This window comes from Sphingomonas liriopis, assembly GCF_024211255.1.
GTDB lineage: Bacteria > Pseudomonadota > Alphaproteobacteria > Sphingomonadales > Sphingomonadaceae > Sphingomonas > Sphingomonas liriopis.
On sequence record NZ_JAMLDY010000003.1, the window covers coordinates 109,415 to 123,769 of the forward strand.

Sequence of the window (14,355 nt, forward strand, 5' to 3'; positions counted from 1 at the left end):
CCCGCCCTAGCGCTGCGACATGCCCCTCGCCACCCCCGCAGCCGCGGCTTTCCATCCGCCGCATCGCGTCTTCGACTGGGCGCAACGCGATTGCCGATCGATTTAGTAGGTTTATCTCCTGGAACGGGGGGCGTGCCGGCGGCGTGCCCTAGAGCGCCGACCCGACACGCCCCCTTCAACGGAGGGAGATGCAGCCATGACCGGATTTTCCAGTTTCGACGCCGCGCAACCGACCATCCTGACCGTGCCGGGTCTGGGCGGTTCCGGCCCCTCGCATTGGCAGACCTTATGGGAAGACGCCCGGCCCGACACGGTGCGGGTCGAACTCGGCATGTGGAACACGCCGCACCGCAACGCCTGGGTGACCAAGCTCGACCAGGCGATATCGCAGGCCGAGGCACCGGTGATCCTCGCCGCCCACAGCCTCGGCTGCCTCGCGGTGGCGTGGTGGGCGGAGCTCAGCCCGCAGCCCTACGGCTGGCCGGTGGCAGGCGCGCTGCTGGTGGCGCCGGCCGACGTCGACCGGCCGGGCGCGCCCGACGAGCTGCGCGCTTTCGCCCCGACACCACGCACGCCCCTCCCTTTCCCCTCAATCGTGGTCGCCTCCAGCGACGATCCCTGGATCGGCATCGACCGCGCGCACAGCCTCGCGGCGCAATGGGGCAGCCATTTCGTCGATGCGGGACCGCAGGGGCACCTCAATGCGGCGAGTGGCATCGGCTGGTGGCGCGAAGGGCAGGAATTGCTCGACCGCATCATCACCGCGGGCACCGATGGCCATGGCCGCGTCCGTGCGCCGGGAGATGCCCGCTCGATCCTGGCGATCAACGCGACGGATGCGGCGCAGACGCATTATCTGGGGGGATGAGGGGGACTTCGACCGTCTGACGTAAGATGGACCCAGCTTCTCACCGTTCGCCCTGAGCTTGTCGAAGCCTGTCCTGAGCGACGCCGCAGGCGGCGTCGAAGGGGGCCTGAGTCTCACCTGTGCTTCGACAGGCTCAGCACGAACGGTCTGGTTACGTCGTCATGTTCCCGAGAGTCCCACGCGCAGGGCGACCGGTTTTATCCCAATAGCAAAACGCCCTCCCCCGCATGCCGCGAGGGAGGGCGTCGTAACCCGCAAACTGGTGGGTCGCCTTACGCGACCGCCGCCTTCAGCTGATCGACCAGATCGGTCTTTTCCCACGTGAACAGGTCGCCTTCCGGCTCGCGGCCGAAGTGACCGTAGGCCGCCGACTTCACATAGATCGGCGCGTTGAGCTTGAGGTGCTGGCGGATGCCCTTGGGCGTCAGGCGGACGAGCTGCGGCAGCACCTGCTCCAGCTTCGCTTCGTCGACCGTGCCGGTGCCGTGCGTATCGACATACACCGACAGCGGCTCGGCGATACCGATCGCGTACGACAGCTGGATCGTGCAGCGCTTCGCGAGGCCGGCCGCCACGACGTTCTTGGCAAGGTAGCGTGCCACGTAAGCCGCGGAACGGTCGACCTTGGTCGGGTCCTTGCCGCTGAACGCGCCGCCGCCGTGCGGAGCGGCACCGCCGTAGGTGTCGACGATGATCTTGCGGCCGGTGACGCCGGCGTCACCGTCGGGGCCACCGATCTCGAACGCGCCGGTCGGGTTGATGTACAGCTTGGTCGCGTCGGTGACGAAGCCCTCGGGCAGCGTGCTCTTGAGCACGCCCGTCACGTAATCCTTGAGCACGTCGTACTTGGCGGCATCGGCATTGTCGCCCTGCAGGCAATAACCCGCCTTGTGCTGCGTTGAGACGACCAGCGCGACCGCACCGGTCGGCACGCCGTTCTCGTACTGCAGCGTCACCTGGCTCTTGGCGTCGGGCTCCAGGAACGGCGCCTTGCCCGAATGGCGGTCGGCCGCCATCGTCTCGAGGATCTTGTGGCTGTAATACAGCGTCGCCGGCATCAGGCCCGGCGTCTCGTCGGTCGCGTAACCGAACATGATGCCCTGGTCGCCCGCGCCCTCGTCCTTGTTCGAACCCTCGTCGACGCCCATCGCGATTTCCGCCGACTGGCCGTGCAGGTTGTTCTGGAACGCGAAGGTCTCCCAGTGGAAGCCCGACTGTTCGTAGCCGATCCGCTTGACGGTGGCGCGCACCGCCGCCTCGATCTCGGCGAGCGCGCCATCGGCCCAGGCGCCGTTCTCGTACACGCCCTTGCAGCGGATTTCGCCCGCCAGCACGACGAGGTTGGTGGTGGTCAGCGTCTCGCAGGCGATGCGCGCCTCGGGGTCCTTGGACAGGAACAGATCGACGATCGTGTCGCTGATCTGGTCGGCGACCTTGTCGGGATGACCTTCGGAAACGGACTCGGACGTGAAGATATAGCTGCTGCGCATCACTGCCTCATAACGATATAAAGAAACCTTTATATGAGCTCTCTAGCGTCGGGCGCGGCGGTTTGCAATCGCGAGCGCGAGGAAGGCGAGCGCGACGATCAGCGCCGCCCAATTGCCCAGCCGGCTGAACGGCGTCGGCGGCAGCGCGGGCGGCATCGTCATGCGGATCGTGCCCGCGGTTTCGTGCGGCACGGTGGCCAGCAGGCGGCCGTCGGCGGCGATCACCGCCGAGATGCCGGTGGGGGTCGAACGGACGATCGGCAGCCCTTCCTCGATCGCCCTCATCCGCGCCTGTGCCAGATGCTGCGGCGGACCCCAGCGGCCGAACCACGCGTCGGTCGAGGGATTGAAGATCATCCGCGGCCGGTGGGCTTCGTCGACGACCTGGCCCGAAAAGATGATCTCGTAGCAGGTCTGGAACCCGATCGCGCCGAAGCCGGGGATTGCGAGCGTGCGCGGACCCGGGCCATCGTCGAAATCGATGTCGCCGGGCACCAGCCGGGCAAGGCCGAGCGGCTTCATCAGCCACGGTAGCGGCAGATATTCGCCATAGGGGACGAGGTGCGCCTTGTCGTAGCGCCCGACGATCCGGGCGTTGCTGTCGATCGCGAACACCGAATTGGACGCGCCGACGACGTCGCCCGCCGCATCGAAGCGCAGCGGCGTATGGCCCGTGAGCAGCACGTCGCGCGGTCCCAGCAATCGCGCCAGTCGCCAGCGGTTGAACAGCGGGCTCTGGCCGTCGTAGATCCAGCGCGGGTAGCCGCTTTCCAGATAATCGCGCATCACGCCTTCTGGCCACAAGACCAGCCGCGGACGCGCGCCCGGCGTCCCCGACCAGCGCGCCAGCGCGGCGAGCATGCGTTCCTGATCGTCCTGCCCGCGCGCGTCCTGGCCGATGTTGGGCTGGACGACCTGCAACAACGGCGCGTCGGGCCCGGCGGCGGGGGCGTCGGTCCATATCCCCGACAGCGCGGCGAGCGCCAGCGCCGCTGCCAGCCCCGCCGGCAGACGCCAGCGCCGCCGTGCTAGTAACAAGAGCGACACCGCCGCCAGCACGGTGACGCCCGACAGCGCATAGGTGCCGATCCACGCCGACAGCCGCGCGACGCCGATCACGGGCAGCCAGATCACCGCGATCGGATCCCAGGCATAACCGGTGAACAGCGTGGCGCGGAGATATTCGCTACCGATCCACGCCGCCGCGAACACCAGCGCATAGCCCGCGTCCGGCACCCCGCGCCGCCCGAACCGCCAACCGATCCCCGCCGCCAGCATCGGGAAGACCGCCAGATACAGCGCCAGCCCCACCGCGGCGAAATAGCCGAGCACGGGGGGCATCTTGTCCTGGAAGTCGAAGGCGTGCTGGAACCAGTTGTTGTTGATCGTGAAATGCCCGACGCCCCAACACCAGCCGATCCAGCTGGCGCGCTTGAGGGTCGGTGCGGCATGGACCAGCGCCGCAAGGCCCGCGAGCCCGAGCAACGTGAGCGGCCAGAACTGAAGCGGCGCGAACCCCGTCGCGGCGAGCGCGCCGAGCAGGAGCGCGAGCAAGGCGGGACGGCGGGACAGGATGGCAGGCATGCCCCACGCTGTATCGCGGCCGGGGGACGTTGTCGCGTCCGTCCGACGTCTGCGGAGATGCCACCCTCTCCCCACCCCTTCGTCACCCCGGACTTGTTCCGGGGTCCACTCCGCGGCGAGGCGAACAGTGCGCGCCTCCTGCCGTTCCGCTCGCTGCACGGTGGACCCCGGAACAAGTCCGGGGTGACGGCGGATTTTGGGCAACCTTCATCACCCTGCACACGTGCAGACACGTCGCCCCCGCCCCGCCCCCTTCGTCATCCCCGCGAAGACGGGAATCCATAATCACTGACCATCGGGATGGAGCCGGTACGGCAGCCAGCATGGATCCCCGCCTTCGCGGGGGATGACGATGAGTGTGGAGGGGAGGACGATGAACATACACCCCCCCAAACCCGGTGTCGCATCAGCTCTCACACCGCTATGACGCCCCCATGCACGGCCGTTTTGACCATATCCCCAACCGCCGCCTGATCGTCGACCGCCGCGCGCTCGCCGAGCGGATCGCGACGATCGAGGCGAGCGACGCCGCGCTGCGCGCGCAGGCGACGCAGATGCTCAAGGCCGCGCTCGCCGAGGGGCGCGCCGAGATCGAACGGCGCCTCGCCGCGCATCCCTCGCGCGGGCTCGAGGCGTCGAATGCGCAGGCGTATCTCGTCGACCAGCTGCTGCGCGTCCTGTTCGACCTCGCGACGCAGCGGCTGCATCCGCTCGCCAACCCCACCGCGGGCGAGCGGCTGACGCTGATCGCGGTCGGCGGCTATGGCCGGGCCGAGATGGCGCCCTTCTCCGACGTCGACATCGGCTTTCTGACCCCGGGCAAACAGACGCCCTGGGCCGAACAGGTCATCGAATCGATGCTCTACGCGCTCTGGGATACGGGGCTGAAGGTCGGCCATTCCAGCCGCTCGCTCGACGAGATGGTCCGCCAGTCGAAGAGCGACGTCACCATCCGCACCGCGCTGCTCGAGGCGCGCTACGTCACCGGCGACATCGCGCTGTACGACGAGGCGGCGAAGCGCTTCAAGGCGGAGGTGCAGCACGGCACCGAGCGCCAGTTCATCGCCGACAAGCTCGCCGAGCGCGACGCGCGCCACCGCAAGATGGGCGACACGCGCTACGTCGTCGAACCCAACGTCAAGGAGGGCAAGGGCGGCCTGCGCGATCTCCACACCCTGTTCTGGATCGGCAAGTACATCCACGACGTCCAGCGCGGGGCCGACCTCGTCGGCGTCGGGCTGCTGACCGCGGAGGAATACAAGCTGTTCCACCGCGCGGACAATTTCCTGCAGGCGGTGCGCTGTCACCTCCACACCGTCACCCGCCGTGCCGAGGATCGCCTGACCTTCGACGTGCAGCGCGAGATCGCGATGCGGATGCGCTTTTCCGACCGGCCCGGCAAATCCGCGGTCGAACGGTTCATGCAATATTACTTCCTGCAGGCGAAGACGGTCGGCGACCTGACCGGCGTGTTCCTCGCGCATCTCGACGAACGGTTCGCGGCGCGCGGGCGACGCTTCGGGCTGCCGACGATCCGGCGGCGGCCGGTCAAATTGCACGGCTTCGTCCTCGACCGCGGCCGGCTGGCTTTGCCCCGCGACGACTTTTTCGCCGAGGACCCGGTGCGGCTGATCGAGATCTTCCAGCTCGCCGACCTCCACGGTGTCGAGATTCATCCGCTGGCGATGCGCGCCGCCAACCGCGATGCGCGGCTGATCGCGGGCCATCGCCGCGATCCGCGCGCCAATGCGCTGTTCCTCGACGTGCTCACCTCGCCGCGCGATCCCGAGCTGGTGCTGCGCTGGATGAACGAGGCGGGGGTGTTCGGCCGCTTCGTGCCCGATTTCGGCCGCGTCGTCGCGCAGATGCAGTTCGATATGTACCACCATTATACCGTCGACGAACATACGATCCGCGCGATCGGGCTGCTGTCGCGGATCGACAAGGGCGACATCAGGGACGATCATCCCCTCGCCTCTGCGATCATCAAGCATATCGTGTCGCGCCGCGCGCTTTACGTCGCGGTGCTGCTCCACGACATCGCCAAGGGGCGCGGCGGCGACCATTCGATCCTGGGGGCGGAGGTCGCCGAGCGGCTGTGCCCGCGCTTCGGCCTGACCCCCGCCGAGACCGAGACGGTGGTGTGGCTGGTGCGCTGGCATCTCCTCATGTCGGCGACCGCGTTCAAGCGCGACCTGTCGGACTTCAAGACGATCCTCGATTTCTGCGAGGTAGTGCAGAGCCCCGAGCGGCTCCGGCTGCTGCTCGTCCTCACCATCGTCGATATCCGCGCGGTGGGGCCGGGCACGTGGAACGGCTGGAAGCGCCAGCTGCTCGCCGATCTGTACGAGGCGGCGGAGGAGGTGCTGCGGCTCGGCCACAAGCAGCGCGGGCGCGGCGAACGGATCGCGGCGCGACAGGCGACGTTGCAGGCGGCGCTGGGCTGGGACGATACGCGCTTCGCCGCCTTCGTCCGCCGTTTCCCCGAAGCCTATTGGATCGCCGAGCCCGACGACGTGCTCGCCCACAACGCCCGCTTCGTCGCCGCGGCGGGCGATGCACAGCTATCGATCGATGCACAGGTCTATGCGACGCGCGGCGCCACGCTGGTGACGATCTACGCCGCCGATCATCCGGGTCTGTTCTACCGCATCGCCGGCGCGATCCACGTCGCCGGCGGCAATATCATCGACGCGCGCATCCATACGACGCGCGACGGCATGGCGATCGACAATTTCCTGGTCCAGGACCCGTTCGGGCGGCCGTTCGACGATCGCGATCAGCTGGCCCGGCTGACCACCGCGATCGAGGATGCGCTCGCCAATCGCGGCAAGCTCGCCGACCGGCTCGTCGCCAAGCCCGCCGCGCGCACCCGCGCCGACGCGTTCGAGATCGTCCCCAACGTGCTGATCGACAACCGCGCCTCGAACCGCTTCACCGTGATCGAGGTCAATGCGCGCGACCGGCCGGCGCTGCTCAACCAGCTCGCGCAGGCGCTGTTCCAGTCGAAGGTGACGCTGCATTCGGCGCATGTCGCCACCTATGGCGAGCGCGCGGTCGATACCTTCTACGTCACCGACCTGACCGGCGACCGCATCGTCGCGCCGACGCGGGTGAAGACGCTGGAACGCCGGCTCCACGCCGCCGCCGCGGGCGAGACGGAGGGGCTGGCCGCCTGAAACGAAACGGCCGGCGCGCATCGCTGCGGCCGGCCGAGGTGGTCGTTGCCTGTCGAACGCTTAGAACCGCGCGCGGATCGTCGCGCCATAGGTGCGCGGCTCGGCGAGATATTGCGAGAACAGCTGGCGGCCGCCCGGATACTGCGGGTCCTGGAACGCGGCCGTCGCCGCACCTTCCTGGAACGGCGAATTGAACGCGACCTGCGCGTAATTCACGTTGAACAGGTTCTGCCCCCAGAATTCCAGGCTGAACTTCTCATCCGGCGTCCGCAGGCCGATGCGCGCGTTGACGATCGCATAGCCATCCTGCGCCTTCTGCGGGAACAGGTCTGAGCCGGTGTTATAGTCGCTGGTCATGCGCGTATCGACGTAGAACAGCGCCGAATAGCCGCCGCCGAGCTGCGGCGTCCACGATGCCGACGAGGTCGCGACGATATCCGCCGAGTTGGACAGCGTCTGCCCCGGCAGCAGGCGCAGCGCCTGGTCGAGCGGCGCGCCCGCCGACGAACCGACGATCTGGTCGCGATATTTGGTATCGGTCAGCGTCAGGCCCATCGTCACGCGGAAGTCGCGGGCCGGGACCAGCGACGCCTCCAGCTCGACGCCCTTGGCGCGCACGCCATAGCCGACATCGCCCGACGGGCAGGCGCCGGTGGTCGATGCCGCGGCATTGTAATTGGCGGCGCCCGTGAACTTGCTCTGGTCGCGATCGCCGCCGCCGAGGCTCGACGAACACCCGTTGATGTTCTGCACCAGGAAGACGGTGCCGTTGAAGGTGTTCAGCTGGAAGTTGCTGAAATCCTGGATGAACGCTGCCGCCGACAGGGTGAACGGCCCGGTCGCGTATTTGGCGCCGATTTCATAGGAATTGACCGTCTCCGGCGCGAACTGCAGCCCGTTCGCCAGCGCCTGCGCGCCGCCGACCGAGGCAAAGCTCGCCACCGGCTGCTTCAGCGCCGAGCGATCGAGGTTGAAGCCGCCCGCCTTGTAGCCGCGCGAATAGCTGCCGTAGAGGAGCAGGTCGTCGATCGGCTTCCACGACAGGATCGCGGTGCCGGTGAACTTGTCTTCCTTGCGCGTGCTGTTGATCGACACGCCGTTGAGCTCGGCGGTCGAATTGCCCTGGCACGACAGGCCGATGATGCCCGCCGCCGTGGCGGCCAGCCCGGCGTTGGCCAGGAACGGCGTCAACGCGCGCTGGTTGGTGACGCAGCCGACGTTGTCGTTGGTGAAGGTCGCGTCGAACTTCTTGCGCTCGTTGGTGTAGCGCACGCCCAGCGTCAGATCGACCGTGCTGGTGACGTGGAAGATGTTGTGCGTGAACAGCGCGTAATTGCGGCTGTTCTGGTTGTAGACGTCGCGGGTCGAACCCTTGTCGTTGATCGCATCCAGCGTATCGATCGCGCCGACGATGGTCGAACCGGCCGCGCCGAACGGCGAGGCGACGCCGGGCACGACGCCGCTGAGCACGGCGCGTCCCGTCGCGCTGAGGCAGCCCGCATTGCCGGGCGCGTAGAATTGCGCGAGCGCGCTGCCCGAGACGAGGCGGCAGGTCGCGAAGCGGCCGTACTGGCTGCCGAAGCGCAGGTTATCGAGCACGCGCAGATTCTCGTTGGCGAAGAAGCCGCCGACCAGCCAGTCGAGCTTGTCGTCGAACAGCGACCCGTTAAGGCGCAGTTCCTGCGTGAAGGTGCGGAAGCGGCGCGCCGAATTGCCGTTGGCGGCGCGGTACAGGATGTCGACGCGGCTGTAATCGGTGTCCGACCCCTGATCCGAATCGTAATCGCGATAGGCGGTGATCGAGGTCAGCTTGGTCGTGCCGAAGTTCCAGTCGAGCTGGCCCGAGACGCCCCAGTCCTTGGTCTTGCCGGCAAAGCTGCGGCCCTGGCTGACCGACACGTCGCGGCTGTAGCCGGGGCGGTTGACCAGGCCTAGCGGCTGGCCGAGATCGGTGATGACGTTGACGATGTTGTTGCCGTTCGATCCCGCGGCGAGGCCCGCGTTGACCGAGGTTACCGGTTCGTTGAGGTTGCCGATCGCCGGGTTGACGCTGCGATCGACATAGGTCGCGGCGCAGCACTTCTCGTTGCGATGCGTATAGTCGCCGATCAGGCGGAAACTGATGTCGCTGCTCGGCTCGAACAGCAGCTGGCCGCGGACGAAGTAACGGTCGCGATCGTTGACGTCGGTGTTGTTGGTGTAGTCGCGATAGAAGCCGTCGCGCTTGACGTAGACGCCGTCGACGCGCGCCGCGATCGTCTCCGACAGCGGCAGGTTCAGATTTCCCGCGACGCGGTAGAAGTCGTAATTGCCGTAGGTCGCCTCGGCGCCGCCGCTGAAGCCCTGGAACGAGGGGGCCTTGCTGATGATGCTGATGAGACCGGCCGACGAATTGCGCCCGCCGAGCGTGCCCTGCGGGCCGCGCAGCACCTCGACGCGGTCGATCTCGCCCAGTTCGGTGAGACCGATACCCGAGCGCGAGCGATAGACGCCGTCGATGAACACCGCGACCGAGCTTTCGAGGCCCGGATTGTCGCCGACCGTGCCGATGCCGCGGATACGGGCCGAGCCGTTGGCCTCAGACCCGGTCGACGACACCAACAGCGACGGCGCGAGCTGGTTGAGCTGACGGATGTCGTTGGCGCCCGAATTCTGCAGGCTCTCCGCCGACACGGCGGAGATGGCGACCGGCACGTCGGCCAGCGCCTGTGCGCGACCCTGCGCGGTGACGACGATATCGGTGTTCTGCGCATCGTCCTGCGTCACCGAGCCGGCCGTGGCGGTCGAGGTCGTCTGCGTCACCGGGCTCGACGGCTCCGGGGAATTGTTTTGCGCCATCGCGGGGGTGGCAATCGCGATCGTCGCTGCCGACAGCAGGTACGCGGTAAGGCGCATGGCATTCTCTCCTGAACGATTTCGTTTTTTCGAATATCGGGTTTTCTTTTCAGGCTAGGGGCGCAAGGCGCCAAGCGTCCACCGATTTGTGCCTTCGGTCTGTATTTTCGAACCTAGTGTCGCCAATGCGCAACACCGGGCCTGTTGCCAGACCCGGTGTTCGAAAATGCCCGACGCTACGGAAAGCGTCGAACCGGTATGAAGTGGGGAAGCAGTACTTACTTGGGTGCGAGCACCATCAGCATCTGCCGGCCTTCCATGCGGGGATAGGCCTCGACCTTGGCGATCTCCGCGACCTGTTCGGCGACGCGCTGGAGGACCGCCATGCCGAGCTGGCCGTGGCTGAGTTCGCGACCGCGGAAGCGCATGGTGACCTTCACCTTGTCGCCCTCGTCAATGAACTCGGCGACCTTCTTCATCTTGGTGTCGTAATCGTGGTCGTCGATGTTCGGACGCATCTTGATCTCCTTGATCTCCTGCGTCTTCTGCGACTTCCTCGCGAGGTTCGCTTTTTTCTGCGCCTCGTACTTGAACTTGCCGACGTCGAGGAACTTGGCGACGGGCGGATCGGCGTTGGGCGACACCTCGACCAGATCGAGGCCGAGTTCCTGCGCCTGCGCCATCGCCTCGCGCGTGTACATCACGCCGAGATTCTCGCCCTCATGATCGATCACGCGGACCTTGGGGCTGACGATCCATTCGTTGAATCGAGGACCATTCATTGGCGGCGCCTGGTTCGGCCGGCGCATCATGGGAGGACGTATGGGTATTGCTCCTGTGGTGGTTTGCAGACGTATATAGGTGTTTTGGAGCGCTTACGGAAGATGCCTGCACACGACGAAACGGCAATGGTGGCAGAAAGGCGCGTTCTCAAGGTCTGGCCCGACGATATTCCCTTCCCGCTGACCGATGCCGAATGCGCGCTGCTCTGTCGCGGGCATCCAGTCCGCTGGTCGGCACGGCAGAAACCGCGCTGGCGTTGCCCGGCCGGTACGAACTGCTCGATGGATGGCTTATCCTGAAACGCTAACTCCAACAGACGTGTTCGCCGGTCGAGCGTCAGGTATCAGCCGACATCGACACTCGTCATTGCGAGCACAGCGAAGCAATCCAAAGCATCCTGGTCCGGCTCTGGATTGCTTCGCTGCGCTCGCAATGACGATAAAATCTCAAACAGGCGCCCCCAGAACCAGGTTTCGTCGGGGCGCCGACGCGGCTTGCATCCTTCACCGCTGATCGGGCGGCGTCGCTTCCTCGCGCAACATAGCGACCGCTTCCTCGACCGTCACGATCTGCTGCGCCTGGCTGCCGAGGCGGCGGATGGCGACCTTGCCCTCTTCCGCCTCGCGCTTGCCGACGACGAGGAGGACCGGGACCTTGGCGACCGAATGCTCGCGGACCTTGTAGTTGATCTTCTCGTTGCGCAGGTCGGTTTCGACGCGGATGCCGGCCTTGCGCAGCGTCGCCGCCACGTCTTCGGCATAGCCGTCCGCGTCCGACACGATCGTCGCGACGACCGCTTGTACCGGCGACAGCCACAGCGGGAAGCGGCCGGCGTGGTGTTCGATCAATATGCCGATGAAGCGTTCGAACGTGCCGAGGATCGCGCGATGGAGCATGATCGGGCGATGGCGATTGCCGTCCTCGCCGACGTAGCTCGCGTCGAGTCGGTCGGGCAGCACGCGGTCGGACTGGATCGTGCCGACCTGCCACGTCCGGCCGATCGCGTCGGTCAGGTGGAATTCGAGCTTCGGGGCGTAGAAGGCGCCTTCGCCGGGCAATTCTTCGAATTTTGCCTTGATCGGTTCGGGCAGGTTGGAGGCCTGCACCGCGTCGCGCAGTTCCTGTTCGGCCTGGTCCCACATTGCATCCGAGCCGAAGCGCTTGTCGGGGCGCAGCGCCAGCTTCACGGCGTAATCGGTGAAGCCGAGGTCGTTGTAGACGCTGTCGAGCAACTCGCAAAACTTCCGCACCTCGTCGACCAGCTGATCCTCGCGCACGAAGATATGCGCGTCGTCCTGCGTGAACTGGCGGACGCGCATGATGCCGTGCAGCGCGCCGTGCGGCTCGTTGCGGTGGCAGCAGCCGAATTCGGCCATGCGGATGGGGAGGTCGCGGTACGATTTGATTCCCTGCTTGAAGATCAGGACGTGCGCGGGGCAATTCATCGGCTTGAGCGCCATCAGGTCGCTTGTTCCCGACAGGACCGCGCCCTCATCCTCGGTATTGGGGACCTCGTCGGGGACGACGAACATGTTCTCGCGATACTTGCCCCAGTGGCCCGACTGCTCCCACTGGCGCGCGTCCATCAGCTGCGGGGTCTTGACCTCGGCATAATCGGCGGCGTCGAGGCGGCGGCGCATATACGCCTCCATCTGCCGCCACAGCACGAAGCCCTTGGGGTGCCAGAAGACCGAGCCCTGCGCCTCGGACTGGAGGTGGAACAGGTCCATCTCCGCGCCAATCTTGCGATGGTCGCGCTTGGCGGCCTCCTCGAGCATGAAGAGGTGCTGGTCGAGCTGCTTCTTGTTGAGCCAGCCGGTGCCGTAGATGCGGCTGAGCATCGCGTTCTTCTGGTCGCCGCGCCAATAGGCGCCCGATACGCGGGTCAGCTTGAACGCCTGCGGATCGAGCTTGCCGGTCGAGACCATGTGCGGCCCGCGGCACATGTCGAGCCATTCGCCCTGACGATAGATTGTCAGTTCCTCGTTGTCGGGCAGTTCGGCGGCCCATTCGGCCTTGAAGGTCTCGCCCTGCTTCTGCCACGTCTCGATCAGCTGCTCGCGTGTCCAGACCTCGCGCGTGAACGGTTCGTTGCGGGCGATGATCGCGCGCATCTCCGCTTCGATCGCGGGCAGGTCCTCCTCGGTGAACGGACGGTCCTTCGGCGCGAAGTCGTAGTAGAAGCCGTCGTCGGTCGCCGGGCCGAAGGTGATCTGCGTGCCGGGGAACAGGTGCTGCACCGCCTCCGCCATGACGTGCGCGAGGTCGTGGCGGACGAGTTCGAGTGCGTCCGCCTCGTCCTTCGCCGTCACCAGCGCAAGGTTGGTGTCGCCCTCGAATGGGCGGTTGAGGTCGCGCACCTGCCCGTCGATCCGCGCAGCGAGCGCCGCCTTGGCGAGCCCCGGGCCGATCGCGGCGGCGACGTCCGCGGGGGTAGTCCCGGGCGCAACCTCGCGGACGGAACCGTCGGGCAGCGTGATACGGAACATGGCGGACATGATGGACTTTCAGGTTGGTTGAGGCGCCCGCGAATAAAGCGGCGCAGGGTATATAGGCAAGCGTTGCCGCGATTGCCCTTTCGGGAGGGCTAACGTCGCCAAACTTCTCGCGTCACCCCGGACTTGTTCCGGTCCACCGCGCGGCGATGCGCATGGCCCGACACGGGAGCGATACGCCCGTACACCGGTGGACCCCGGAACAAGTCCGGGGTGACGATGTATCGGGGGCGCCCGATCGGTCAGATCATGCCGAACGGCACGACGCGGTTGCTCTGCGTATGGCCGATGTCCGCGCGGCCGAGATACGGCACGCCGAGATCCCCGCACCAGCGGCGGATCATGAATTCGAGGGTGTCGCCGAATTCAGGCTCGTTCGGCGTCACCGCGGTGACGCTGCCCAGCCGCACGCCGGCGATCCCCTTCAGCTGCGTCGCATGGCCCATGTGGAACAGCAGCCGGTCGATATTGTACATCGGTTCCGACACCTCCTCGATGATGAGGACATGGTCGGTGAGGTCGGGCAGATAGGGCGTGCCGATCAGGCTCCCCAGGATCGACAGGTTGAACGCCGCCGCCGGCCGGCCGTCGAGCCCCGGCTCAAGCCCCTGCCGGTCGCCGCGAGCGAGCCAGCCGAGCGAGCGGGCGATCGTCTGGTCGCCCCCCTTGCGACGGATATCGCTCGCCATCGGGCCGTGGACCGGTCGCCCGATTCGCGCGGCGTAGAGCGCGCCCAACAGGAACCCCATGTCGGAATAGCCGAGATAGCTCTTGTGCCGCGCCGCCGGCCCGAGCCGCGGCATTACCAGCGGCAGGATGCGGTTCGAGCCATAGCCGCCGCGCAGGAACCAGATCGCATCGAAGCCGGGATCGTTGGCGAACTCCAGAAACGCCGACGCTCGCCGCGTGTCGTCGCCGGCGAAATGCCCCGCGGTCTCCCAGCATTGCGGATGGACGACCAGATCGACCTCCGGATAGGCCAAGGCGGCGAAGGCGACGAACGGCGCCTCGGCATCCTTGTTGCCGATGCTGGCGGGGGCCACCACTCCAATCCGCATGTCGCAAATGCTCCGGTCGATCGCGGAGCCTTGCCCCTGTCCGCCCGCGGCGATAGCGCAGCG

At 66.7% G+C, this 14,355-nt stretch carries 8 protein-coding genes; 2 read left to right on the forward strand and 6 right to left on the reverse strand.

The genetic code is table 11. The features are described 5' to 3' along the window. Window positions 1–196: 196 nt before the first annotated feature. A complete protein-coding gene (locus tag M9979_RS03075; RefSeq protein ID WP_254287870.1) occupies window positions 197–868 on the forward strand; it encodes an RBBP9/YdeN family alpha/beta hydrolase in 672 nt (223 codons plus the stop codon). A gap of 272 nt (window positions 869–1,140) precedes the next feature. Here the strand turns inward: M9979_RS03075 and metK are convergent, their stop codons facing one another. Further along, a complete protein-coding gene (gene metK / locus M9979_RS03080) occupies window positions 1,141–2,358 on the reverse strand; it encodes a methionine adenosyltransferase (protein WP_254287871.1) in 1,218 nt (405 codons plus the stop codon). 42 nt (window positions 2,359–2,400) lie between these two features. Next, complete coding sequence (gene lnt, locus M9979_RS03085) at window positions 2,401–3,942, reverse strand: apolipoprotein N-acyltransferase (RefSeq protein ID WP_254287872.1); 1,542 nt, start codon at window positions 3,940–3,942, stop codon at window positions 2,401–2,403. Between the two features lie 434 nt (window positions 3,943–4,376). Here lnt and M9979_RS03090 point away from each other — a divergent pair, with 434 nt between their 5' ends. Then, the gene (locus M9979_RS03090) at window positions 4,377–7,121 is read left to right on the forward strand and encodes a [protein-PII] uridylyltransferase (RefSeq protein ID WP_254287873.1); all 2,745 of its coding nucleotides are present in this window, start codon (window positions 4,377–4,379) and stop codon (window positions 7,119–7,121) included. A gap of 60 nt (window positions 7,122–7,181) precedes the next feature. On the opposite strand, the gene M9979_RS03095 is transcribed toward M9979_RS03090, so the two are convergent. From M9979_RS03095 to M9979_RS03110, 4 genes are all read right to left on the reverse strand, one after another. Then, window positions 7,182–10,016, reverse strand: a complete 2,835-nt coding sequence (locus M9979_RS03095) for a TonB-dependent receptor (RefSeq protein WP_254287874.1) — start codon at window positions 10,014–10,016, stop codon at window positions 7,182–7,184. Between the two features lie 218 nt (window positions 10,017–10,234). After that, window positions 10,235–10,768 carry a translation initiation factor IF-3 gene (infC, locus tag M9979_RS03100; RefSeq protein WP_254287875.1) on the reverse strand — a complete coding sequence of 178 codons (534 nt, stop codon included), beginning with the start codon at window positions 10,766–10,768 and terminating at the stop codon, window positions 10,235–10,237. Window positions 10,769–11,242: 474 nt separating this feature from the next. Continuing rightward, on the reverse strand, window positions 11,243–13,237 hold the full coding sequence (gene thrS, locus M9979_RS03105; RefSeq protein ID WP_254287876.1) for a threonine--tRNA ligase: 1,995 nt from the start codon (window positions 13,235–13,237) through the stop codon (window positions 11,243–11,245). Window positions 13,238–13,476: 239 nt separating this feature from the next. Beyond that, window positions 13,477–14,292 (reverse strand): LD-carboxypeptidase, encoded by an 816-nt coding sequence (locus tag M9979_RS03110; RefSeq protein ID WP_254287877.1) that lies wholly within the window; start codon window positions 14,290–14,292, stop codon window positions 13,477–13,479. Between the last annotated feature and the right edge of the window lie 63 nt (window positions 14,293–14,355).